The following is a 23,714-nucleotide window of genomic DNA, read 5'->3' as shown; positions in this document are numbered from 1 at the left end:
GGATCGCTCCCCTCTCGACAAAAGACTGGCAGTCCGGTTCTCTTTGCGCGGGGACCTGACCAAGCTCTGACATAGAAACAGGCACGGTGGCATGGCACGTCAAGCACGAGCAATCCAGACCCGCACGTCGATCCTGCTCGCGGCGGCCGAGGTGTTCGACGAACGGGGCTACAGCACAGCCACGATCACGGAGATCATCGCGCGGGCCGACGTCACCAAGGGGGCGTTGTACTTCCACTTCACCTCCAAGGAGGATCTGGCCCTCGGGGTGATAGCGGCACAGCTGGAGCTGGGGCCGTTGCCTCCGCAGCGGACGAAGCTGCAGGAACTGGTCGACCAGGGCCTGCTGTTCGCGCACCGGCTGCAGCACGACCCGCTGACCCGGGCCAGCGTGGGTCTGGCCATGGACCAGTGGAGCGAGAGCGCCGAGGGCAACAACCCGTTCCACGGCAGACCGTTCCAGTCCTGGGTGGAGCGGCTGACCGAGGTACTCGTCGAGGCGCGTGCGCGCGGGGAGTTGCTGCCGCACGTCGACCCGGCGGAGACGGCGGAGTTGCTCTCCGGGTCCTTCACCGGCATCCAGTGGACGTCCCAGGTGCTGTGTCAGCGCAAGGATCTGACGGGCCGGGTGATCGCCATGTTCCGCCACCTGCTGCCGAGCATCGCGTTGCCGCAGATCCTCCCGACGCTGGAGCTGACCCCCGACCGGGCCGCCTCGCTCCTCGCGTCCCGCGCCGCAGACCCGGAGGACGAGGAGCACGACTGCACCCCGGAAGGGGACGGCGGCGCCTCCCCGGAAGGGGAGGACAACGCCTCCTGACCGCCCCGCCGGGCGGTCGGCCGGCTGCACGGCAGGCTCGGTACGACGCGGCGGAACACGTCGGGGCACGGCGAACCGGCGCCCCGCCCCGCCGATCGGACTCCTGGCCGGGCCGGCGGCGGGCCGGCCAGGAGCCCGGCGGTGTGACGCAGGCGCCGGGTGAGTGCGAGCCGGACCGGTGCCCGCCGGCCGCCGCTCTTCGTGGAACCGCCTGCGAGACGCGGACGCCCGGCCTGTCCTGAGGCCGGGCTCCCGCGACAGCGCTGCCATCCCTCAACCCGCCATCCCCGCAAGGGGATCCGGCCGGCCGCCCCTCTCGCCGGGCCCCGCACGGCCCGGCAGCGAGGTGGTGCGGGACGCGTCCTCCAAGCGGTAGCCCACGCCTCGGACCGTGGTGATCCAGCCCTCGCCGAGTTTGGCGCGCAGGGCGCTGACATGGGTGTCCACCGTGCGGGTGGAGATGGCCCAGTCGTCCGCCCAGACCGCCGCGATCAGGTCCCGGCGTGAGATCACCGTCTCGGGCACCGAGGCCAGCAGCAGGAGGATGTCGAACTCCTTGCGGGTCAGCTCCAGGGGCTGCTCCGCCAGCCATGCCTCCCGCGCGCCGGGGTCCAGGCGCAGCGCCCCGCAGGACACGCCGGCCGGACCACCGCCCGTGGCGACGCGTCGCGTCACCGCGTTCATCCGGGCGATCAGCTCCCGGAACCCGTAGGGCTTCACCAGACAGTCGTCCGCACCCGACCGCAGACTGAGCACCCGGTCCAGTTCGGAGTCCCGGCTGGTGAAGGTGATCAGCGGTGTGTTGCCCCGGGCCCGGATCTCGGCGCACATCTCGAGTCCGTCGAGATCCGGCAACTCCAGGTCGAGCAGGACGACTTCGGCCTGCTCCCAGGCCATCAGGCCCGCCCGCCCGGTGCGGGCCCGCCGGACCTGGTGGCCGTTGCGCACCAGGCGGCAGACCAGCGGTTCGGCGGTCCTGTCATCGGGATCGATCACCAGTACGCGCATGTGCACCCCACACCGGGCCGTGCCCCGTCGGCGCCGCGCACCTCGGGCCGACGGCCCGGGCCGTCACTCGCCCGCCGAGCGGGTGTGCACCACGCGGTAGGTGTTGGAGTCCCGCCAGATGGCCAGCGCGTCCACCCGGGCGTCGGTCTTCTGCCGCTCCGCCGACCGCTCGGCGCCCGGCTGATCGAGGAACGCGTCGTAGGCCTCCTTGCTGTCCCACTGCGAGTAGACGACGACCCACTTGCCTTCGATGCCACGCCCGCGCAGGCCGCGCAGCACCGTGTGGCTGCGGTACCCCGGGACCTTCTGCAGCCAGTCCTGGGCGGGGCCGAGGGCCTCGACCAGGTCGTCCTGGTGCTTCTCGGTGACGCCGTACAGGTCGATGACCGTGTAGTCGTCGCGGTCAGGACCGATCTCGGTCTCGCCGGCGCCGGGCTTCTGCTGGGTGAAGACCGCCTCGTTCTGCAGCAGCCGGATCGCCGTGGTGATCTCACCGAACAGCGGCAGCGTGCGGTGCTTGAACTCCTCGCCGGCGTAACGGGCCTCCAGGTCCTCGGTGGAGCGCCACTGGATGAAGTTGGCGGTGCCGAACTTGGTCTGCCCGCTGTGCACGGTGCTGGACTGCCAGCCCTCGTAGGCCGCGGCGTCGACGATCTCGCGCATCGCGGCGAGCAGGCTGTCCTGCTTCTCGGCGGAGTCGGTCGAGAACAGGTTGAGGACGGTCAGGTTCTTACCATCGGCTGCGATCTTCGGCATTCTCTCTTCTCTTCCGGTCGATCGGTTGGTGAAAGAAGCAGAACTCGTAATTGCCGGGTCGGTGCTTCCCGATCAGCATGACAAGCCGACAAGTCGGGTTGAAGACCGTTGTGTTCAGGACTGCGCGTGGATTGTCAGGTCTTTGCCGCCCGCGTCAGATCTTCGGCAGCTACGTCAGGTCTTCGACAAGTGCCCTGGGCAACCAATGGCCCTCGGGCGATGATCGAGCGATGAATTCCGTCACGTCAGCAGCCGAAATCAGCACCCTGCTGGACCGATATCTCATCGATCTCGACGAGGAGAAACTCGATGACGCGTGGGCGCGGGCGCTGTTCAGCGACGACGCCCGCGTCGAGTTCCCGATGGCCCGGCACGAGGGCGTCGAGGGACTCGCCGACTGGCACCGCAAGGCGCTGGAGGCCTTCGCGCGCACCCAGCACCTCAACTCCCCCGCGGTCGTCGCCCTCACCGGCGAGGACAGTGCGGTCCTGCGCGCCAACCTGGTCTCCACCCACGTACACCACCCGGACACACCCGGCGATCCGCTGTTCGTCGCCGGCACCCTCGTGCACGGCGCGGCCCGGCGCACCGAGCGGGGCTGGCGGCTGACGGAGCTGTCGTTCCGGCTGGTGTGGTCGACGGGCAGCCCGCCCCTTCCGGGTGGCACCGGATGACCGCGCTGGCGGCCGGGATCAAGGAGCAGCAGATCGCGACCATGCTGCTGGACATCGGCGTGATCCTGCTGGTCGGCGCCGCTCTCGGGGCCCTGGCCCGGAAGCTGGGGCAGCCCAAGGTGATCGGCGAGATCACCGCGGGCATCGTCCTGGGCCCGAGCCTCCTCGGCCTGCTGCCCGGCGATCCGACGGGAGCGCTGTTCCCGGCCGACGTCCGTCCGTTGCTGTCGGCGGTCTCCCAGGTCGGTCTGGTCCTGTTCATGTTCGTGGTGGGCTGGGAGTTCGAGCGGCGGGTGATACGCCCGTACGCGCGCCTCGCGGCCGGCGTGTCGCTGTCGTCCATCGTGCTCGCCTTCGGGCTGGGCGTCGCCGCGGCGGTCGTCCTGTATCCGCATCACGACACGGTGGCCGGACACCACATCTCCTTCATCGCGTTCTCCACCTTCATGGGCACCGCGATGTCCGTGACGGCGTTCCCCGTGCTGGCGCGGATCCTGTCCGAGAACCGGCTGATGGAGACCCGGGTCGGCGCGCTGTCGCTGGCCAGCGCCGCGATCGACGACGTCCTCGCCTGGTGTCTGCTGGCGTATGTGTCGGCGCTGGTCAGCTCGGACGGCGACTACGCGGGCCTGGCCAGGATCGGGGCGCTCAGCGTCGTCTATGTGGCGCTGATGTTCCTGGTGGTGCGGCCGCTGGTGTCCCGGCTGGTGTGGCGGTGGGCCGCCATGGAGCGCTGGAACGTGCTGCTCGCGGTGCTGTGCGCCGGGGTGTTCGCCTCGTCGTGGCTGACCTCGTGGATCGGCATCCACCAGATCTTCGGCGCGTTCCTGTTCGGCTTCGTCATGCCGCGCGAACCCCGGCGGGTGCTCGCGGCGCACCTGCGCCGGCCGCTGGACGACGTCAGCGTCGTGCTCCTGCCGGTGTTCTTCATCGTCACCGGCCTCGGTGTCGACCTCGGCGCGCTGACGGCGACCGACTACCTGGCCCTGTTCCTGGTCGTCGGCGTGGCCTGCGCGGGCAAGCTGCTGGGCGCGATCGTCCCGGCCCGGCTCTTCGGTCTGTCCTGGCGCGAGGCCAAGGACCTGGGCGTGCTGATGAACACCCGTGGCCTGACCGAACTCATCATCCTCAACGCCGCCGTGAGCCTCGGAGTGCTGGACGGCCGGATGTTCACCATGCTGGTGATCATGGCCCTCGTGACGACGGCGATGGCGGCCCCGCTGCTGTCCCGGCGCGAGCACCTCACGGCCGGCGAGACCCGGAAGGTTCGTACGACCGCCGCGGACGCGACCGCGCCGCACACCTGACGAGGGGGCTCTCGTGACATCCGTCCAGCCATTGTCCCAGCACGGCAGACACCTGCCGCAACCGCCGGTCGACGGCCGTGCGCTGCGCACGGTGTGCGGCAACTTCGCCACCGGCGTCACCGTCATCACCACCGGCGGCCCCGAGGGCAGCGCCGCCACCACGGTGAACTCCTTCACGTCCGTCTCGCTGCAGCCGCCGCTGGTGCTGTTCTGCCTGCACCGGCAGTCCCGGCTGCGCCCGGTCCTCCAGCGCTCCCGAGGCTTCGTGGTGAACTTCCTGACGCACAGTCAGGCGGGGCTCGCCTGGAAGTTCTCGGGCCGCGAGTCGGCCCGGTTGGCGGACGTCCCGCACCACCGCTCCGCGAACGGGCTGCCCGTGCTCACCGACGCCCTGGCGTTCCTCGAGTGCCGTCTCGCCGAGGAGTACGACGGCGGCGACCACGCCATCGTGGTCGGCGAGGTCACCGCCCTGGGCTCCTCCGGGGAGGAGGCCGACCCGCTGGTCTTCTACAAGGGCGCCATGCGCGTCCTCGACAGCGACGTCCCGGAGCCCGCCCGTGGCTGAGGGCGGCGCCGGGCGCGTCTCAGCGCGTCGCCGGCATCTGCTCGTCGGCCTCGTCGAACTCCCGCCTGGCCCGCTCGACCTTGCGGAGGTTCTCCGTGGACCACTCGGCGAGGTGGGCGAAGATCGGCGCCAGGCTGCGGCCGAGCTCGCTGATCTCGTACTCCACCCGGGGCGGCACCTCGGGGTGGTACGTGCGCACCACCAGGCCGTCGCGCTCCATCTGGCGCAGCCGCTGGGTGAGCACCTTCGGCGTGATGGTGCGGATGTTGCGCTGGAGCTGGACGAAACGCTGCCGCCCGAACTCGTTCAACGTCCACAGGATCGGCGTCGTCCAGCGGCTGAAGACGATGTCGACCACCGGGGAGACCGGGCACGCCAGCTCCGAGTCGACCTTCCCGCCGAGCGTGGTGGCGCCCATGGCGCCGGTGCTGTCTGCCATTCGAACCTCCCAGGAAGTCACTTTCCTCTAGGTACCTACTTTACCCAGGATGCTAGCTTCCCAGAAGACGGTGAGCGGTCCCCCGCTCCCGGTCCCGCGCCATGTCCTTCCGTGCGGCCGTCCCGTCCCTGATCAAGCCGCACTTCCCGCCCTACGGAACCCTTCCTTCACATCCCCTTAGGAGCGACATGTCGACCCAAGAGTCGATGCGCCTTCCCCGCCACACCGCCGAAACGGAGCCGCCGCGCCGCCCGGGACTCATCCTGGCGTTCCTCTGCCTGGCCGGCTTCATGACCTTCCTCGACGTGTCGATCGTCAACGTGGCCCTGCCGACCATCGAGGACGAGCTGAACATCTCCCAGACGTCCCTGCAGTACATCGTCACCACGTACGGCATGCTGCTCGGCGGCTTCCTGCTGCTGGCCGGCCGGCTGGCCGACGCCTTCGGCCGCCGCCGGATGCTGCAGACCGGCCTGGTCCTGTTCGCCCTCGCCTCGCTGTTCGCCGGGTTCGGGCAGAGCGCGGCCATGCTGATCGTGGCGCGCGGTGCCCAGGGCCTCGGTGCCGCGTTCATCGCGACCGCCGCGCTGTCCCTGCTCGCCAACAACTTCGAGGAGGGCGCCGAGCGCAACAAGGCCCTCGGCGCCTGGGGCGCGCTCAGCGGTATCGCCGCCGTCGCCGGCGTCACCCTGGGCGGTCTGCTCACCGACGGTCCGGGCTGGCGCTGGATCTTCTTCGTCAACGTGCCGATCGGCCTGGTCTGCGCCCTGATCGCCCCCAAGATCGTCGCCGAGAGCCGTGCGGCCGAGCGCAGCAAGTCCTTCGACGTCGCCGGCGCCGTGACGCTGACCGCCGGTCTCGTGCTGCTGATCTTCAGCCTCGGCCAGACCGTCGACGACTCCGACGTGCCGATGGCCCGCGTCTACGGCGGCTTCGCCCTCTCCGCGGTCCTGCTCATCTCGTTCCTGCTGATCGAGCGCCGCGCCGAGGCTCCGCTGATTCCGCTCCAGGTGTTCAAGCGCAAGTCGCTGCGGGCCTCCAACGTCGTCGCCGTGCTGCTGCTCGGCACCTGCGTCACGCTGTTCTTCTTCGCCAGCCTGTTCATGCAGCAGGTCCTCAACTGGTCGGCCCTGAAGACCGGTCTGGCCTACGTCCCGCTCGCCGTGATCGTCGCCGTGGGCGCGGGCATCGCCTCCCAGCTGGTCACCAAGGTCGCGGCCAAGCCGGTGCTGATGACCGGCCTGACCCTGACCAGCGTGGGCATGTTCCTGCTGTGGCGGGCCCCCTCCGACGCCTCCTACGTCGTGGACCTGCTGCCCGCCTTCCTGATCTCCGGCCTGGGTCTCGGTCTGTCGTTCGTGCCGGTGCAGGTCGCCGCGTTCTCGGGCACCGACGAGGACGAGTCCGGTCTGTCCGCCGGCCTGATCAACACGGCGCAGGAGGTCGGCGGCGCCCTGGGCCTGGCCGTGGCCGCCACCTACGCCTTCCGCAAGGTCGACGAGCTGACGAAGTGGGCGGACGGGGTGCCCGCGCGGGTGACCGAGGCGCGCACCGAGGTCTTCCACGACGCGTTCCTCGCGGGCGCCTGCTTCGCCGCGGCGGGCCTGGTGCTCACGCTGATCCTGCTGCCCTTCACCAGGGCGTCGGAACAGCCGGCCGCCGGCCCCGCCCACGCCTGAGACAGGAAGACCCGCCATGCCGACGTCACCGCATCTGTCCTCCGCGGCCGAGGGCTTCCTCGCCGAGAACCACCTGTGCACCTTCACCACCCTCCGCCCCGACGGCACGCCCCATGTGACGCCCGTGCGCTTCACCTGGGACGGCGACGCGGGTCTGGCACGGGTCATGACCGCGGTGAGCCGGCGCAAGGCCAGGAACGTGCTGGCCGCACCCGGCGGCCGGGTCTCCCTCTGCCAGACGGCGGGGCCCCACTGGCTCACCCTGGAAGGCGCCGCCACCGTCCACGACGACCCGTTACGAGTCCAGGAGGGGGTGCGGCGGTACGCCAAGCGGTACTGGTCACCGCCGCCCGAGCCGCCGGGCCTGGTCGTGATCGAGATCCAGGTCGACAAGGTGATGGGCCTGATCTGAGCCCGGGCCGCCGATCCCGTGCCGAACCGCCCCGAGGGTGCCGGAAGTCTTCCGGCACCCTCGCCCTTTTCCGCCGCCCGACCCGGCTGCAGAACCTCTGACGCAATTTGTCACAGACCTGTACTTGCGGCCGTTCAGATTCCCTCACTCCCCCGGAATACTGGTGAAAAATCCACTGGGAGAGGAAACATGGACCGTTTTCATGCCGATGTGATCGTCGCCGGCGCCGGCCCTGCCGGCTTGATGCTCGCCGGTGAACTCCGCCTGTCCGGACTGTCGGTGGTCGTGCTCGACCGCCTGACCGAGCCCATGCAGCAGTCCCGGGCACTCGGATTCTCCGCTCGCACGATCGAGGAGTTCGGCCAGCGCGGACTTCTCGACAAATTCGGCGAACTCGAGACGATACCCTTCGGGCATTTCGGTGGACTGCCCATCGACTATCGCATCATCGAGGGCGGGAATTTCGGCGTCCGGGGTGTTCCCCAGTCGCGGACCGAGGCCATTCTCCACGCGTGGGCCGCCGGCCTCGGCGCCGAGATCCGCCGCGGGCACGAGGTCGTCGGCATGACCCAGGACGACACGGGCGTCACGGTGGAGGTCACCTCCGCCGCCGGCGTCGAGACGCTGCGCGCCCCCTACCTGGTCGGCTGCGACGGCGCCCGCTCCACCGTGCGCCGCCTGGCCGGCATCGACTTCCCCGGCACCAGTGCCACCATCGAGATGCTGATGGCCGACGTCGCCACCAACGAGCTGCGCATCCGCCCCACCGGCGAGGTCGGCGAGTCCGGCATGGTCGTGGTGCTCCCGCTCGGCCCGCAGGCCACCCGCGTCGTCGTCTTCGAACGCGGCGCCGGCGTCCGCCCGACCCAGGAGCCGCCCACCTTCCCCGAGGTCGCCGCCTCCTTCCAGCGCGTCACGGGCGAGGACATCACCGGCTACCGGCCGCTGTGGAGCAGCTACTTCACCGACGCCAGCCGCCAGGCCGCCGAGTACCGCAAGGGCCGGGTCTTCCTCGCGGGCGACGCCGCCCACATCCATCTGCCCATCGGCGCCCAGGGCATCAGCGCCGGCGTCGGCGACGTGGTCAACCTCGGCTGGAAGCTGGCCGCGGCGATCAAGGGGTACGCGCCCGAGGGGCTGCTGGACACCTACCACTCCGAGCGGCACCCCGTCGGCGCCCGCATCGTCGCCAACACCCTCGTGCAGCGCTCCCTGTACCTCGGCGGCCCCGAGATGCAGCCGCTGCGGGAACTCTTCGGTGAGCTGGTCGGCATCGAGGAGGTCCGCCGCCACCTGGTCGGTCTGGTCACGGGCCTGGACATCACCTACGACATGGGCGAGGGCGGCCACCCGCTGCTCGGCCGCCGGCTGCCCGACCAGGAGCTGCTGGCCGGGGACGAGAAGACGAGCACGTACGAACTGCTCACCCGAGGCCGCCCGTTGCTGCTGAACCTGCGGGGCGGCGAGGCCCTCACCGCGGCCGCCGCCGGATGGTCCGACCGTGTCGACGTGGTCGCCGCCTCCCGGCCCGACCCCGACGCCCCGGCCGCCGACCTGCTGGTGCGTCCCGACGGCTACATCGCCTGGGTCGGGACGGACGGCTCCGCCGAGGGACTGACCGAAGCCCTCCAGCGCTGGTTCGGCGCGTAAGCGCTCCGCGGGGAGGCCGCGACGGGAAGGCCGCGACAGGCCGTCGGTCGTCTGCGGATCCGTTGTGGCCGGTCGCGCCCACGCGGCGGTAGCCGCACACCGATACGGGCCCCGCGTCCCTTGAGGCGCTGCAGAACCGCAGCCCGTTCCCCCACCGACCGGCGCCGACGAGGTGCGCCGCCCGTTCGTCAGAAGAGGAGTTCCGAGTTGACCGGCAAGGCCGAGACGAAGATGCCCACCAAGACCGACACACAGAAGAGCGCGCCGAAGGCCGGCGAGTGGACCGAGTGCGACGTCGTCATCCTGGGCGCCGGGATCGGCGGCTCGATCACCGGCGCGATCCTGGCCCGGCAGGGCGCGAAAGTGGTGCTCGTCGACGCCGGCCAGCACCCGCGGTTCGCGGTCGGCGAGTCACAGAACCCGCAGCTCGTGGAGTGGCTGCACATCCTCGCCGTGCGCTATGACGTCCCCGAGATCAAGCACCTGCTCGACGTCAAGGCCGTCACCAAGTACATCGGCGCCCACCACGGCAGAAAGCAGAGCTTCGGATTCGTACGGCACGTGCCCAACCGGGAGCCGGACCCGCGCGAGGCGACGATGTTCGTCATCCCGAAGATGCTCACCGAGGCGACGCACATGTTCCGCCAGGACACCGACACCTACTACTTCAACGTCGCCGCCAAGTACGGCTGCACCCTGCGCCAGAACTGGCGCGCCACCGACCTCGACTTCGACGACGACGGCGTCACCGTCACGGGCCAGAGCGGCGAGGTCTTCCGCGCCAAGTACCTCATCGACGCCAGCGGTTTCCGCTCGCCGCTCGCCCAGAAGTTCGACCTGCGGGAGAAGCCCTCGCGGATCAAGCACCACGCACGCTCGCTGTTCACGCACTACGTCGGCATCAAGCCGTACGACGACGTGTGCAACTACCCCGAGGCGCTGCGGCCGCCGGCGGAGTCCCCGTTCCACGGCGGCACCCTGCACCACCTGATCGAGCGCGGCTGGTTCTGGATCATCCCGTTCGACAACTACGAGGACTCCCGCAACCCCGTCTGCAGCGTCGGCCTCACCTTCGACGAGCGGCTGTACCCGCAGCCCGAGAACATGACCCCGGACGAGGAGTTCAACCACTACCTCGACATGTACCCGGCCGTGAAGCGCCAGTTCGAGGGCGCGCGGCGGGTGCGCGAGTGGGTGTCGACGCCGGACCGGATCCAGTACTCGTCCAAGCAGACGGTCGGCGACCGCTGGTGCCTGATGTCGCACGCCGCCGGTTTCGTCGACCCGCTGTACTCGCGCGGCCTGTCCAACACCTTCGAGGTCGTGGACGCCCTGTGCTACCGCGTCCTGGAGGCGCTGCGCGACGACGACTTCTCCGCCAAGCGCTTCGAGTACGTCGAGCGCCTGGAGCAGGGGCTGCTGACGTACAACGACATGATCGTCAACAGCTCCTACATCGCGTTCTCCCACTTCCGGCTCTGGAACGCCGTGTTCAGGGTCTGGGCCTGCTTCACCACGCCCGCCACCATGCGGCAGATCCAGGCCCGCCAGGAGTTCTCCCTGGACGGCGACGACCGGCACTTCCGGGAGATGGAGAACGCCCCCTACCCGGGCCTGTGGTGGCCGGACAGCCACGCCTTCAAGCACCTGCTCGACGTCACGCACGAGACGTGCCTGAAGTACGAGGCCGGTGAGATCGACGGCGACAAGGCGGCCGACATCGTCTTCCAGGCCATCAACGACTGCGAGTCGGTCAACACGCCGTTCGGCTGGAAGGACGGCGAGGACCACCGCTTCTACCGGGCCACCACCCCCACGATGATCAAGTTCATGTGGTGGGCGAGCACCAACGGCCCCAAGGAGATGCGCGACCTGGGCCGCTCGATGCTCAAGGGCGTCGTCAAGTCCGCCGCGCGCGGCCGCAAGGTCTCCTGAACCCCGGGGCGTGTCGCGAGGCCCGCGACGCCAGGCACGCGCGCTGACCGCCCCCCTCAGACCGGCCCGCACGGGGCCTGGTGCCGACCCCCGTGCACCCGTCCCCGTGCGGGCCCATGCACCGACTTGCCAGCACCCGACCGCTTCGACTCTGGGACACCGTGTGATCAGTCGTAGAACCCTGCTCAGCGCCGGCACCGCCGCCGGCATCGCCCTCGTACCCGCGGCCTCCCTCGCCGCCGAAGGCTCGACGACGCCGTGGAGCCGGCTCGCGAGCAAGCTCTCGGGCAAGCTGGTGCTGCCCACCGACCCCTACTACACGGTCGCCCGCCAGGTGGAGCTCGGGCAGTTCGACTCCGTCAACCCGCAGGCGGTCGCCTACTGCGCGAGCGCGGCGGACGTCTCGGTCTGCGTGCGCTTCGCCCAGGATTACGGCGTCCGCACGGCGGTCCGCAGCGGCGGCCACAACTACGGCGGCTGGTCCACGACCCCCGGCATGATCATCGACGTGTCCCGGCTGAACGCCGTGACGGTGCAGAGCGCCTCGTCGGTGGAGATCGGCCCGGGCGCCCAGAACGTCAACATCCTCAACGCGCTCGCCCCGCACCACCTGGTGGTCAGCGAGGGCGGCTGTCCGACCGTGTGCGCCGGCGGCTTCCTCCAGGGCGGAGGCTTCGGCTTCCTGACCCGGCCGACGGGCATGGCCTGCGACGCGGTGACCTCCGCACAGGTGGTGCTCGCCGACGGGCGCGTGGTGACCGCGTCGGCACAGCAGAACACCGACCTGTTCTGGGCCCTGCGCGGCGGCGGAGGCGGCAACTTCGGCATCGTCACGAAGTTCACGGTCACCCCGCACAGCGGCGACCAGACGGCCATCAGCAACCTGATCTTCCCCTACGACCGGATGGCCGACGTCCTCGACGGTGTGGCCCGGTGGCTGGTGGACGCCCCGGACACGATCGGCGGCGGCGCCTACGTGGTGCAGCCCGACGCCGCGCCCGGTTCGGTGCCGCAGGCCAACGTCTTCCTCGCCTCGCGCGGCACACCCACCGAACTCGCCGGTGAGACGGCGCGGTTGCTCGCGCTGACCGGTGCCCCGCTGCAGCGTCAGGACGGTGTCATGACGTACCAGCAGCTGATGATGATGATCTTCGGCTGTGCCACTCTCACCGAGGCCCAGTGCCAGCGCTCCGGGAAGACCCCCGAGGGCACCCTGTCCCGCCCGGCCTACGGCCTGGAGCGCACCCGCATGGGCAGCGAGCCCTACTCCGCCGCCGGCTGGGCGGACGTGATGACCGCCTTCGACGCCAACCGCAGGGCGGGCCAGGCGCGTTACCTGGACTTCCACTTCTTCGGCGGCGCCGCCAACGACATCTCGCGCACCGCGACGGCGTACGTGCACCGCGACTCGCTCTTCTCGGTCAACTACCGGGTTCTGATCAACGACCCGGCCCAGGTGACCGACGAGGCCAAGGCGGTGGCGAACTCCTGGATCGACAACGGCTTCGCCACGATCGACCCGCTGTCTAACGGTGAGACCTACCAGAACTGGATGGACCCGTCGCTGACCGACTGGAAGGCGTCGTACTACGCCGAGAACTACGCGCGGCTGACCCGCGTCAAGGCCAAGTACGACCCGAACCGGTTCTTCCGCTTCCCGCAGTCCATTGGCACCGCCTGACGGCCCTCGTCCGACGATGCCGCACCGACCGCCCGCCCGATCCCGGGCGCCCCTCCCCCAGGCCTCCGCGGGAACGGGCGGGCACACGCGCGAGGCCGCCGGACAACGGGGTCCGGCGGCCTCGCGGGGCGTCCCTCCCGCGGGAGGGACGGATGCGACGGGCTCAGGGCTTCCGGCCGTACCAGCCGACCAGGCGGTCGATGGCCGGGGCGTCCTCCGGAACGTCCACGACGGGGCCGAACGGCACCTGGCCACCGCGCGGTTCGCGGGGCACGGCACGGTGCATCGCGGCCAGCGGGCCGGCCAGGACGCTCTCGTCCCACTCCGGGCTCTGGCCGGTCGCCTTGGCCAGGTCCCAGGCGTGCAGCACGAACTCGTTGGTGTAGATGACCGCGGCGACGGCGCCGGGGACGGGGCCCCAGGGCAGGCCGATCTCCCGGCCCAGGATCGCCGGGTCGCTCCAGACGGACGTCAGCTCCTTCGCACCGGCCGCCCAGGCCTCGTCCCAGGCGCCGTCGGCGACGTCCTCGGCGAAGTGCGGAACGCTGAAGAACTGCCCGCCGGCGCCGATGACGGCGACCCTGCGGAGGACCGAGACGAGGTGGTTGGAGAGCTGGCGCACCGAGTAGTCCGGACAGGGCGTGGCGTTGTCGTAGTGCTCCGGCCGCACGGCGGCGAGCACCTCGCCCGCCAGGTCGACGGCCTTCAGCAGACCGGTGCGGGGGTCAGCGGGGGCCGGCGTGGCAGGGGTGTTCATCGGGTTCGTCATGCCATCGAGTCTTCCGACCAAACAGGCCATCCCCCGGCCACTTTCCACGAAAGGCTGAATCACTGATGCGAGCTGACCGGTTGGTGGCGGCTCTGTTGTTCCTCCAGGCGCGCGGCCTGGTGACCGCCGCGGAGCTCGCCGCGGAACTGGAGGTCTCCGAGCGGACCGCACGACGCGACCTGGAGGCGCTGACCGCCTCCGGCGTCCCGGTCTACGCGCAGCGCGGCCGGGGCGGCGGCTGGCGGCTGGTCGGCGGAGCGCGCACGGACCTGACCGGACTCACCTCACCGGAGGTGCAGGCACTGTTCCTGGCCGCGGGCTCGTCGGGGGCCTCCGCCGAACTTCGTTCCGCTTTACGGAAGTTACTGCGCGCGGTGCCGGAACCACTGCGCCCGCAGGCCGAGGCGGCGTCCCGGGCGCGGATCGTCGACGAGCTGGACTGGTCGGGCACCGCCATGACAGCGGTCGGCCCGCACCGCACGGTCCTGGAGCGCGCGGTGCTGGACGGCGTACGGGTCCGGCTCGGCTACGCCCGCCCCGGCGACGAGCCGCGCGAGCGCGTCGTGGACCCGCTCGGGCTGGTCCTCAAGGCGGGCCACTGGTACATGGTGGCGGGCACCGCGGACGGCCTGCGCTCCTTCCGCCTGGGCCGGGTGACCTCGGCCGAGCCGACGGACGAGCCGGTCCGCCGTCCCGCCGACTTCGACCTGGCCGCCGCCTGGCGCTCGCTCGCCGCCCGCCTGGAGGACCGCCTGCTCGCGGCGACGGTCACGGCACACGCGGACCAGGACGCCCTGCCCGTGCTCCAGCGGCTGTTCGGCGGGCGGCTGAGCATCGGCCGGCTGCTGGCGGACGGCAGGCGGGAGATCGAGGCCGCGGGGCCGTCGCTGGAGGTGCTGGCCGCACAGCTGGCGGGTCTCGGGGCCCAGGTCGAGGTGGTGGGCCCGCCCCGGGCACGGGCGCACCTGGCCCGCCTCGGTCAGGCACTCATGGCGAACTACGGAGCGGCCCGTGAGGCGGTGATCCGATAGTCACTTTCCTCTAGGTACCTACTATACGGAAGATGCTAACGTCGCAGACACAGCCCCACCGGGCCCAACCACCCCTCTTCTCAACACCTTTGGAGTTGTCATGATCGTTGTCACCGGAGCCTCCGGAAACGTCGGCCGTCCGCTCGTCGAGGCGCTCACCGCGGCGGGCGAGAAGGTCACCGCCGTGTCCCGCAGTCCCCTCTCCTACGACCTTCCGGAGGGAGCGCGGCACGTCCGCGCCGACCTCGCCGATCCCGTCACCCTCGCCCCCGCCCTGGACGGCGCGGACGCCCTGTTCATCCTGCTGGCCGGTGAACTGCTCGGCGGCGGCGCACCCGCCGTCGAGGTCCTGGCCGCGGCGGCGCAGGCCGGCGTGCGGCGCGTGGTGCTGCTCTCCTCGCAGATCAACGGCACCCGCCCGGACGCCCTCTCGCACGGCCGGCTCCGGGAGTTCGAGGAGGCCGTACGCTCCTCGGGCCTGGACTGGACGATCCTGCGCCCGGGCGGCTTCGCCTCCAACGCCTACGCCTGGATCGAGACCGTCCGCACCCAGCGCGCCGTGGTCGCCCCGTTCGCCGACGTCGCCCTGCCGGTCGTGGACCCGGCGGACATCGCCGCGGTCGCCGCCGTGGTCCTGCGCGACGAGGGCCACTCCGGACAGACGTACGAGCTGACCGGTCCGGCCGCCGTCACCCCGCGCGAGCAGGCTGCGGCGCTCGCCGAGGCCCTCGGCGAGCAGGTGGGCTTCGTGGAACTGACCCGCGAGCAGGCCCGCGAGCACATGGCGCAGTTCATGCCCGAGCCGGTGATCGACGGCACCCTCGACATCCTCGGCGCGCCGCTCCCCGCCGAGCAGCGGGTCAGCCCGGACGTCGAGCGGATCCTCGGCCGCCCGGCCGGCACCTTCGCCGGATGGGCCGAGCGCAACGTCCACGCCTTCAAGTGACGGCGACGCCCTGACCGGCGCCGACGCCTTCGGGCAGCGCCGGCGGGCCCCAGCACCGCCCCGGATCCGGACATCCCCCGCACGGATCCGGGGCGGACCATCCGTGCGGACGCGGGTGCCGCACGGTAGCTTCTTGCGATGACCGCACACCCCGCACGCCCTGAGCGCCCCGGTCCCGGGACCGCCTCGGCCATGGATGTCGCACCGTTCGCACCTTCTCTCGTCAAAGCGGTGTTCAGGGACGTGACCCCGATGCACGTCTCCCGGACGGCCGCGTGGGCCGCCGCGTCGGTGACGCGGACAGTGCTGACGGAGATCATCGCCGGCGCGAGGAGCGCGGCGGCGGCGGAGGCCCGGAAAAAGCTGGTCCCCGGGGACCTTCTCTCGGCGATCGGCCGGAACGTCGAGGTCGATGTGGCGAACACGTGGTACGGCCACAGCCCGACGTTCAAGGACGGGACCGGTGTCCTGTACGACGCCGAAGGTGCCGTCGTGCCTTCTCCCAGGCGCAGCAGGTCACGCAGACCGAGTGCGGTGGCCGGCGCCCACAGGTTCGAGGCCGGGATCAAGAGGTTGCTGCGGAGCCAGGGGGCGACGGCCGTCCCGGTGATGCTCCGCGACCTGGACGGAATCGCGAGCGTGTTCCTGACGAACCTCGCCCGGGACGCGGCCATGGTCGTCCGCGAGGGCGGGATCAAGCGTTTCGGTACGGTCACCCTGGGGACGCCGGGCGAACCTCCGTCTTTCGAGAATCCCCTCCAGGACCTGTCCGACCGCAGCGGAGACAGGCGGACCATCGGCAGGGACGACGTCCTGGCCGCCACCACGATCCAGTTGTTCGGCGACATCAGGCAGCGAGCCCTCAGCGAAGCACGCGAGGCGACACGGAACACACCGGCCGGCTGAGCGGGTGGCCGCTCCCTTCCGGACGGAGCCGATACGGCTCAAGCCACCCGTCAGGCGAACACACGACATCCCCCGATCAAGTTCCGTAGCGTGAAGCCCGTGATCATATGGCTCAACGGCACCCACGGCGCGGGCAAGACGACGACCAGTGCACTCGTGCAGCAACTGATCCCGGACTCAAGGGTGTTCGACGCCGAGAAGGTCGGCGAGACACTCATGGACATCACGCCGGGTCTGCCCACGACGGACAACTTCCAGCACTGGCCGCCGTGGCGGCCACTCGTGGTCGAGACCGCCCGGCGCGTCCTCGAGTACACCGGCGGCACCCTCATCATGCCCATGACGGTCCTGGTCGAGCAGTACTGGCGCGAGATCAACTCGGGCCTCGCCCGACATGCCGTTCAGGTTCGGCACTTCGTCCTCCATGCCGACCAGGACACCCTCCGCGGGCGCATCGCGGGCGACACCGTCGTCGGCCCCGACTCCCCGTTCCGTCTCCAGTACCTCAAGCCCTACGCCGAGGCGGCCCGCACGTGGCTGCACGCCGAGGCGGAGGTCGTCGACACCACACACCTCACCCCCGTCCAGGCCGCCCGGCAGATCGCAGCGGCCGTCAAGAGCGGAAGTCACGCCTGACGAACGCACGGTTCCCGGCGTTCGCCGCCGTCGGTCACAGGGCGGTGGCGGCGCGGACCAGCCCCGCGACCGCCGTCGAGCGGCTGTGCGGGGGCCAGGCGATGACCGTGGTGACGTGCGGGGCGTCGGGGACCGGTACGGCGGTGAGGTCCTCGCGCAGGCCGGTGCGGCCCGACTCCGGCACGACCGCGCAGGCGCGGCCGAGCGCGATGAGCTGGGTGAGTTGCGTGTGATCGCGCACCTGCGGTCCGGGGCCGTCCGGGAAGGTGCCGTCAGGGCGGGGCCAGCGGGGCAGGGGCAGGTCGGGGATGTCCGTGATCTCGGCAAGCCGCACATGGGGGCGGGCGCTGAGAGGGTGGCCCGCCGGGAGGATCGCGACCTGACCCTCGCAGTGCAGGTCCTCGCTGTCGAAGCCGGCCGTGTCGTCGAACGGCCGATGCAGCAGGGCCACGTCGGCCCGGCCGTCGTGCAGCAACCGCGCCTGCTCGCCCGGCCCGCACAGCACGACGTCCACGGCGACAGCACCGGGCTCGGCGGCGTAGGCGTCGAGGAGTTTCGCCAGCAGTTCGCTGGAGGCGCCCGCCTTCGCGGCCAGGACCACGGCGGGGCGGCCGGTCGCCGCGAGGGCGGCCCGGCGGGTGCGCCGTTCGGCGGCCTCGACGGCGTCCAGCGCCGCCCGCGCCTCCCGCAGCAGCACCGCCCCTGCCCCGGTCAGGGCGACGCCCCGGCTGCCGCGCTCCAACAGGGGCGCACCCAGGCGCCGTTCCAGCCCGCCGATCGCCCGCGACAGCGGAGGCTGGGCGATCCCGAGCCGCTGCGCGGCCCGGCCGAAGTGCAGCTCCTCGGCGACCGCGACGAAGTACCGCAGCTCACGTGTCTCCACCCCGCCAGCCTAACCGTCCTGGCCAGGAGCGATACCCGGGCGGTATCGCCGTACACCCAGTCGGTCTTGGACGCCCTGCCCGGCGAGGGAGAAGTATCGATGTCATGAGTGAGACGAACACTGTGAACCACCACAAGGTCGCGCTGGTGACCGGGGCCAACAAGGGCATCGGATACGAGATCGCCGCCGGGCTCGGCGCCCTCGGCTGGTCCGTCGGAGTCGGCGCGCGCAACGAGGAGCGGCGCGAGGCCGCTGTGGAGAAGCTGCGCGCGGCCGGAGCCGACGCGTTCGGCGTACCGCTGGATGTGACCGACGACGACAGCGTGACAGCGGCGGCTCGGCTGATGGAGGAGCGAGTCGGGCGGCTCGACGCGCTCGTCAACAATGCGGGGATCACCGGCGGCGGACCGCAGGAGCCCACCACGGTCGACGTGGACCGGGTACGGGCGGCCGTGGAGACCAACGTGATCGGCGTCATCCGCGTCACCAACGCCCTGCTCCCCCTGCTGCGCCGCTCCCCGTCGCCACGGATCGTGAACGTCTCCAGCAGCGTCGGCTCCCTCACGCTCCAGACCACGCCCGGCGCCGAGGTGGGCCCCATCTCCGTCGCCTACGCTCCCTCGAAGACGTTCCTCAACGCCGTCACCGTGCAGTACGCCAAGGAACTGGCCGACACCCCCATCCTGATCAACGCCGTCTGCCCCGGCTACACGGCGACCGACCTCAACGCCTTCCAGGGAGTACGCACCCCCGAGCAGGGCGCAGCCGCCGCGATCCGCCTGGCCACCGCACCGACCGACGGACCGACGGGCCGCTTCTTCGACGACGAGGGGGAGGTGCCGTGGTGACGCGGTTCCGATAGCGGGTGCGCGTGGCGGTGCCTGCCTGAGATGTCCCGCAATGGCCTGCCCGCTGCCTGGCATGGTCGGCGCGTGACCGGTGAACCTGGGCGGCCGGGCCGCACGAAGGGTGCGTGGCCGTTTCCTGCGGACGGGTTTGCCGGTGCCGGGCGTGATCGTGGACGCGGCCGCCGTCGAGGAGGGCAAGCCCTCTCCCGTCCCCTGTCTGCGAGCAGCCGAGCAGCTCGGCGCCAGTCCGGGAGACTGCCTGGTCGTCGAGGACGCCTCGTCCGGAGTGCGGTCCGGGCTGGGGGCCGGGATGACGGTGTGGGGTGTGACCGCCACCGTCCCGGTGGAGGGCGTGCACCGCCACTTCGTCAGCCTTCGCGAGGCGGTCCCTCACATCCTGGCCCTCGCATCCGGTGTCACGGGATGAGAACGTCAGCACTGCCCCACTACCCACACCCCGAAGGCGCCCCTGACCTGGCATGATCGGCGCGTGACCGGTGAACCTGGGTCCGGTGAAGTGGACGAGGTACCTCCGTCCGTGCAGGTCCGGTACAGCGCGAGGCTGGTCGGCGTCCCGAGGGTGCGCCAGTACGGCCGCCGTTTGCTCGCCGTGCCGACAGGGCTCCGCGGACTCACGGCCCATGTGGCGCGTCCGGCATCACCGGGGACGTACGCGCCCCCTACCGTCCGGACAAACGGATGGTCGGGGGCGAGCGTGAGGCGGCAGGATCCTCCGCATGACATTGCCCACCCCAGAGCTGCACACCGCCCGCCTGCGATTGCGGCCGTTCACCGACGCCGACGCGGGGCCGCTCTACGCACTGCACAGCAGCGCCCACGTACTGCGCTACTGGGACTCCCCGCCGTGGACCGAACCGGCCCGCGCCCGGCACTTCATCGCGACCTGCCGGACGATCGAGGAGGAAGGCACGGGAGCACGGCTGGCCGTCGACCGGGTCTCCGACGGTGCGTTCATCGGCTGGTGCGGACTGACCGGCTGGAACCCGGACTTCCGCAGCGCGTCACTGGGCTACGTCTTCGACGCCTCCGCCTGGGGCCACGGCTACGCCACGGAGACCGCGCACGCCGTCCTGCGGTGGGCGTTCGACACCCTGGACCTGAACCGCGTCCAGGCCGAGACCGACACACGCAACGTGGCATCCGCCCGCGTCCTGGCCAAGCTCGGCTTCGTGCGCGAAGGCACCCTCCGCGAGGACTGCGTCGTCAACGGCGACGTCTCCGACTCCTGGGTCTTCGGCCTCCTGCGCCGCGAGTGGCACCCGACGGCCACGCCGACAGCCGACCGCCAGGCCCGCCGGTCAGCGCGGGTGCCATGATGCCCACCGTGCCCAACGACACGACGGAGGCCACCATGCTGCACCTGCTCCAACTCCACTACACCGCGACCGAACAGGACGCCGGCCCCTTCATCCCCGCTCATGTCGCCTACCTGGAGCGTCATCACGCAGCCGGAACGTTCCTGGTCTCCGGCCAGAGTGTCCCCACCCAGGGCGGCGGCGCGATCATCGCGCACGGCGTCGACCGTGCCACGATCGAGCAGATCACCGCCCAGGACCCGTTCGTCACAAACGGCGTCGCGAAGTACACCATCACCACGATCACCCTCGGCAGGGCCCACCCCGCCCTCGCGGACGTCCTGACACAAGGTCACTGACCGCTCCACGGGAAGACGCTCCAGCACCCCGACCATCTCGCCCACGCCGACAAAGCGGTAGCCGACCAGACCGCTGTCGTGCCGGTGTCCAGGAACAGCATGGTGGTCTTGCAGGCGGACTCAGGCCGGAGCACAGAGAGCCGCACAATGTTCACCCCGCCATCACAATTTCGTCACTTCCCTCTCGCGGTCACCTTGCCGACACTTCGCACCCCTTACGTTCATCTAGCAACTATCTCTTCATGGGGGACGCATGTCGTACAACCAGACGCCGCCTGCGGGACCGAAGTTCGTCGGGCCACCGTTCGGGCCGCCGCCTGTGCAGCCCGGCGGCAAGCCGAAGTGGGCGCGAAAGCGCATCGCGATTCCGGTCACGCTTCTCGTCTTCTTCGTCGGGGTCGGCGTCGGGTCCGCCGGCAACGTCGAGGCCGAGAAGACGAGCGTCAGCAGTAAAGGTGAGCCACAGCCCACCGTCACCGTGACAAAGACCGCCCCTGCCGAGCCCGCACAGAGCGAAGCTGCCAAGACCGCCGGCGACAGCAAGCCGGCTGCGGACAAGCCCAAGACTGCGACTGTCCCGGACTTCGTGGGTATGGGCCTGCAGTCGGCGCAGGACAAGGCGCAGGAAGCCGGTTTCCACGGGCTCACTTCGCACGACGCACTGGGCCGGGAACGTATGCAGGCGTTCGACCGTAACTGGAAGGTATGCAGTCAGAACGTGAAGGCCGGCACCTCCAGGCCGACCGACACCGACCTCGACTTCGGGGCCGTGAAGCTTGCGGAGGACTGCCCGGCGAAGGACGAGAAGCCTCCGACCGCCGAAGGCGGCAAGATGCCGAACTTCGCCGGCAAGTCGGTGAAGGCCGCGCGTTCCGCTCTGGATTCCGGTGTCTCCCTCACGGTGGAGGATGCCCTGCCGGACGACCGTTGGGTGCTGGTCGAATCGAATTGGCAGGTGTGTACGCAGGAGCCGGCCGCCGGCGCATCGCTCAACGGGCAGCCGGTCAAGCTAAAGGCGGTCAAGTTCGATGAGTCCTGTCCTTGACCGTCAGTCGCGCTGAGGCAGGAACACCAGGCCACTCACGTCACCGATTTGATTGGGCAACCACGCGATGAGTCTCGTCTCTGCCGGCCCGGACATGCCCGCCGTCGGTGACTACGCCTACGACTGGGCGCTGATCGACGTGGAGACCTCAGGACTCATACCCCGGCGAGACCGAGTACTGTCCGTCGCAGTGGTGACGGTCAGCCCGGAAGGGCGACAGACCGGGGAGTTCTCGACGCTGCTCAACCCGGGATGCGACCCGGGGCCGATCGAAGTGCACGGGCTCACCGCCGAGCGGCTGCGGGACGCTCCGACCTTCGCCCAGGTCGCCGGGCAGATCGGGGCGATGCTTCAGGACCGGGTCCTGGTGGCCCACAACGCCCAGTTCGACTACGACTTCCTCGCCCATGAGTTCGCGCGTGCGCGGATGTGGCTTCCGGTCTCGCAGCGACTGTGCACCCTGGCCCTCAACCGCCAGGTCGACCCCCCGACCGACGACCTGAAGCTCGGCACGCTCGCCGCCCATTACGGCGTCCCCCGGCAACGCGCTCACGACGCACTGGACGACACCCGTGTACTGGTCGGCGTCCTGCGGGCTTCCTTGCGCGAGGCGGCCCGGCTCGACCTCCCACTGCCACTCGTGACCTGCCCACCCCGGGCCGAGTCACAGTTCACGCCGAAGCCACCCAAGACTCCGTGCGCCTACCGCAACCCCGGCCCGATGACTCCCGGCGGACCACTCCGGCAAGGCATGAAGGTCGCGATCACCTGCGAAACCGCCCACGCCCGTGCGGAGCTGATCGGGCGAGCCGTTGCCGCCGGCCTGAACATGATGGCCTCCGTCAGCCGGCACACCGGCGTGCTGGTCACCAACGAGCCGGCGTCGGACTCGGCCAAGGCACGTCGCGCCCGTAGCGAGGGCGTACCGGTGATCGACGAGCACACCTTCCTGCGCCTGCTCGCAGACGTACAACCGGGGACAGTCTTCGAGACTTCTGTGGCCACGGCAGCGACGGCTGCAACCGAGTCCGAAGCTCAGCGAGCCACCCCCGCATCACCGGTCACTCCCGCAGCGGATGCCGCCCCCGACCGCCGGACAGCAACACCGAGCGCACCAGCTGCATCGACGGTGACCGCACCAGGGATACGCCGCGAGGAGCCGGCCGCAGAGGGCGTACCGGACAGACCGCTGGCCGGACACCGGGTCCTGGTCGTGGGTGGCGTCCACTCCGACGCCGCGGCGGCCCGCACCCACGTCGTCGCTCTCGGCGGTTCCGCCGCGATCAACCTGTCCGCCGGCGTCACCGACGTCGTAGTCCTGCCCGGCGGGGAAGGCGACCGGCGCATGCCCCGTATCAAGGCCCTCGAGCTCCCCGTACACGCACCGGAATGGCTCACCACTCCGACAACCGCCGTTCGGCCTCCGACGACTCCCCGCCCCCAAGGGCCGGCGGTGTTGCCCAGAGGAGGTGTCATCGATCTGCCCATGCCGTCCGGAGCACCCTTCCCCGTGTGGCACATCACCGCCGGCTGGACCCCGCAATACCGCTTCGACGTCGACGTCGTCGCCTTCCTCGTCGACGAGGACGAACAGGTCAGCTTCGACGAGGACTTCATCTTCTACGGAGCCCCGGAAAGCCCCGCCGGAACAGTACGTCTGCTCACCGGTGGCCCAGCCGAGCAGACGATCACCCTCGACCTGGCCTCACTGCCACCCACAACCCGCAAAGTCGTCGTAGCCGCAGCCATCGACGACAACGAGACATTCGGGACCGTCGGCGCGATACAGATCAGCGCGGCCCCCGGCAGCAGCGCGACACCACTTGCACGGGCCACCTTGGACGCCGCCACCACCGAACGCACGATGCTCCTCGCGGAGATCTACCGGAGGGGCCCGGTCTGGCGCCTACGTGCCGTCGGCCAGGGCTACGACCACGCCCTGGACGCGCTCGCACGCGGATACGGAGTCGACATCGCCGAGTGAAGGGAGCACGTTTGCGTAGCGGGCGGCAGCCCTAAGCTCCTGGCGGACACGGGTCATCTTGGTCG

General features: G+C 70.6%; 23 protein-coding genes and 1 pseudogene. 19 read left to right on the top strand and 5 right to left on the bottom strand.

Translation table 11 applies throughout. The features are described from left to right. Window positions 1-91 precede the first annotated feature (91 nt). Window positions 92-820 carry a ScbR family autoregulator-binding transcription factor gene (locus tag ACFYXA_RS03970; protein ID WP_389027946.1) on the top strand — a complete coding sequence of 243 codons (729 nt, stop codon included), beginning with the start codon at window positions 92-94 and terminating at the stop codon, window positions 818-820. A 273-nt stretch (window positions 821-1,093) separates the two neighbouring features. On the opposite strand, the gene ACFYXA_RS03965 is transcribed toward ACFYXA_RS03970, so the two are convergent. After that, window positions 1,094-1,828, bottom strand: a complete 735-nt coding sequence (locus ACFYXA_RS03965; protein ID WP_351100162.1) for a response regulator transcription factor — start codon at window positions 1,826-1,828, stop codon at window positions 1,094-1,096. A gap of 63 nt (window positions 1,829-1,891) precedes the next feature. Next, the gene (locus tag ACFYXA_RS03960) at window positions 1,892-2,584 is read right to left on the bottom strand and encodes an antibiotic biosynthesis monooxygenase family protein (RefSeq protein ID WP_352248285.1); all 693 of its coding nucleotides are present in this window, start codon (window positions 2,582-2,584) and stop codon (window positions 1,892-1,894) included. A gap of 230 nt (window positions 2,585-2,814) precedes the next feature. On the opposite strand from ACFYXA_RS03960, the gene ACFYXA_RS03955 reads away from it, so the two are divergent. From ACFYXA_RS03955 to ACFYXA_RS03945, 3 genes are read left to right on the top strand one after another with little or no spacing between them, the layout of a single operon-like run. After that, window positions 2,815-3,258 (top strand): nuclear transport factor 2 family protein, encoded by a 444-nt coding sequence (locus ACFYXA_RS03955; RefSeq protein WP_389027944.1) that lies wholly within the window; start codon window positions 2,815-2,817, stop codon window positions 3,256-3,258. Beyond that, window positions 3,255-4,565, top strand: coding sequence for a cation:proton antiporter (locus tag ACFYXA_RS03950; RefSeq protein ID WP_352248281.1), 1,311 nt, complete (start codon window positions 3,255-3,257; stop codon window positions 4,563-4,565). The genes ACFYXA_RS03955 and ACFYXA_RS03950 overlap by 4 nt, the downstream gene beginning before the upstream one ends. A gap of 13 nt (window positions 4,566-4,578) precedes the next feature. Next, window positions 4,579-5,130, top strand: a complete 552-nt coding sequence (locus ACFYXA_RS03945) for a flavin reductase family protein (RefSeq protein WP_352248279.1) — start codon at window positions 4,579-4,581, stop codon at window positions 5,128-5,130. Window positions 5,131-5,149: 19 nt separating this feature from the next. On the opposite strand, the gene ACFYXA_RS03940 is transcribed toward ACFYXA_RS03945, so the two are convergent. After that, window positions 5,150-5,569, bottom strand: a complete 420-nt coding sequence (locus ACFYXA_RS03940) for a helix-turn-helix domain-containing protein (RefSeq protein ID WP_352248277.1) — start codon at window positions 5,567-5,569, stop codon at window positions 5,150-5,152. A 188-nt stretch (window positions 5,570-5,757) separates the two neighbouring features. Between ACFYXA_RS03940 and ACFYXA_RS03935 the strand changes: the two genes are divergently transcribed. From ACFYXA_RS03935 to ACFYXA_RS03915, 5 genes are all read left to right on the top strand, one after another. After that, the gene (locus tag ACFYXA_RS03935; RefSeq protein ID WP_389027940.1) at window positions 5,758-7,248 is read left to right on the top strand and encodes an MFS transporter; all 1,491 of its coding nucleotides are present in this window, start codon (window positions 5,758-5,760) and stop codon (window positions 7,246-7,248) included. Window positions 7,249-7,264: 16 nt separating this feature from the next. After that, window positions 7,265-7,660 carry a TIGR03618 family F420-dependent PPOX class oxidoreductase gene (locus ACFYXA_RS03930; RefSeq protein ID WP_351100178.1) on the top strand — a complete coding sequence of 132 codons (396 nt, stop codon included), beginning with the start codon at window positions 7,265-7,267 and terminating at the stop codon, window positions 7,658-7,660. Window positions 7,661-7,849: 189 nt separating this feature from the next. After that, window positions 7,850-9,310 (top strand): FAD-dependent monooxygenase, encoded by a 1,461-nt coding sequence (locus tag ACFYXA_RS03925; protein ID WP_352248273.1) that lies wholly within the window; start codon window positions 7,850-7,852, stop codon window positions 9,308-9,310. Window positions 9,311-9,517: 207 nt separating this feature from the next. Then, window positions 9,518-11,245, top strand: a complete 1,728-nt coding sequence (locus tag ACFYXA_RS03920) for an NAD(P)/FAD-dependent oxidoreductase (RefSeq protein ID WP_389027937.1) — start codon at window positions 9,518-9,520, stop codon at window positions 11,243-11,245. 163 nt (window positions 11,246-11,408) lie between these two features. Next, a complete protein-coding gene (locus ACFYXA_RS03915) occupies window positions 11,409-12,926 on the top strand; it encodes an FAD-binding oxidoreductase (protein WP_389027935.1) in 1,518 nt (505 codons plus the stop codon). 163 nt (window positions 12,927-13,089) lie between these two features. Here ACFYXA_RS03915 and ACFYXA_RS03910 read toward each other — a convergent pair whose 3' ends face one another. Beyond that, complete coding sequence (locus ACFYXA_RS03910; RefSeq protein WP_130443049.1) at window positions 13,090-13,695, bottom strand: TIGR03086 family metal-binding protein; 606 nt, start codon at window positions 13,693-13,695, stop codon at window positions 13,090-13,092. A gap of 65 nt (window positions 13,696-13,760) precedes the next feature. Here ACFYXA_RS03910 and ACFYXA_RS03905 point away from each other — a divergent pair, with 65 nt between their 5' ends. The 4 genes from ACFYXA_RS03905 (at window position 13,761) to ACFYXA_RS03890 (ending at window position 17,214) form a co-directional block, all read left to right on the top strand. Next, window positions 13,761-14,726, top strand: a complete 966-nt coding sequence (locus ACFYXA_RS03905; protein ID WP_389027933.1) for a helix-turn-helix transcriptional regulator — start codon at window positions 13,761-13,763, stop codon at window positions 14,724-14,726. A 100-nt stretch (window positions 14,727-14,826) separates the two neighbouring features. Then, a complete protein-coding gene (locus ACFYXA_RS03900) occupies window positions 14,827-15,672 on the top strand; it encodes an SDR family oxidoreductase (RefSeq protein ID WP_389027931.1) in 846 nt (281 codons plus the stop codon). 138 nt (window positions 15,673-15,810) lie between these two features. Then, on the top strand, window positions 15,811-16,578 hold the full coding sequence (locus tag ACFYXA_RS03895) for a hypothetical protein (RefSeq protein WP_389027929.1): 768 nt from the start codon (window positions 15,811-15,813) through the stop codon (window positions 16,576-16,578). Between the two features lie 99 nt (window positions 16,579-16,677). After that, the gene (locus tag ACFYXA_RS03890) at window positions 16,678-17,214 is read left to right on the top strand and encodes an AAA family ATPase (protein ID WP_389027927.1); all 537 of its coding nucleotides are present in this window, start codon (window positions 16,678-16,680) and stop codon (window positions 17,212-17,214) included. 34 nt (window positions 17,215-17,248) lie between these two features. Here the strand turns inward: ACFYXA_RS03890 and ACFYXA_RS03885 are convergent, their stop codons facing one another. Then, window positions 17,249-18,097, bottom strand: coding sequence for a LysR family transcriptional regulator (locus ACFYXA_RS03885; RefSeq protein ID WP_389027925.1), 849 nt, complete (start codon window positions 18,095-18,097; stop codon window positions 17,249-17,251). A 104-nt stretch (window positions 18,098-18,201) separates the two neighbouring features. Here ACFYXA_RS03885 and ACFYXA_RS03880 point away from each other — a divergent pair, with 104 nt between their 5' ends. From ACFYXA_RS03880 to ACFYXA_RS03855, 6 genes and pseudogenes are all read left to right on the top strand, one after another. Next, window positions 18,202-18,945 (top strand): SDR family oxidoreductase, encoded by a 744-nt coding sequence (locus ACFYXA_RS03880; protein ID WP_389027923.1) that lies wholly within the window; start codon window positions 18,202-18,204, stop codon window positions 18,943-18,945. Between the two features lie 118 nt (window positions 18,946-19,063). Beyond that, window positions 19,064-19,372: pseudogene (locus ACFYXA_RS03875) on the top strand (HAD family hydrolase); the annotation flags it as partial. A 310-nt stretch (window positions 19,373-19,682) separates the two neighbouring features. Then, window positions 19,683-20,282, top strand: coding sequence for a GNAT family N-acetyltransferase (locus tag ACFYXA_RS03870; RefSeq protein ID WP_389027921.1), 600 nt, complete (start codon window positions 19,683-19,685; stop codon window positions 20,280-20,282). Window positions 20,283-20,290: 8 nt separating this feature from the next. Next, window positions 20,291-20,620 (top strand): YciI family protein, encoded by a 330-nt coding sequence (locus tag ACFYXA_RS03865; RefSeq protein ID WP_389027919.1) that lies wholly within the window; start codon window positions 20,291-20,293, stop codon window positions 20,618-20,620. Window positions 20,621-20,873: 253 nt separating this feature from the next. Then, window positions 20,874-21,665, top strand: coding sequence for a hypothetical protein (locus tag ACFYXA_RS03860; protein ID WP_389027917.1), 792 nt, complete (start codon window positions 20,874-20,876; stop codon window positions 21,663-21,665). 67 nt (window positions 21,666-21,732) lie between these two features. Then, the gene (locus ACFYXA_RS03855) at window positions 21,733-23,649 is read left to right on the top strand and encodes a TerD family protein (RefSeq protein WP_389027915.1); all 1,917 of its coding nucleotides are present in this window, start codon (window positions 21,733-21,735) and stop codon (window positions 23,647-23,649) included. Window positions 23,650-23,714: the final 65 nt, after the last annotated feature.

The sequence above is a fragment of the Streptomyces sp. NPDC002566 genome (genome assembly GCF_042889585.1).
Classification (GTDB): domain Bacteria; phylum Actinomycetota; class Actinomycetes; order Streptomycetales; family Streptomycetaceae; genus Streptomyces.
The sequence above is the reverse complement of the archived record's forward strand: the minus strand, read 5'-3'. Positions and strand labels throughout refer to the sequence as shown.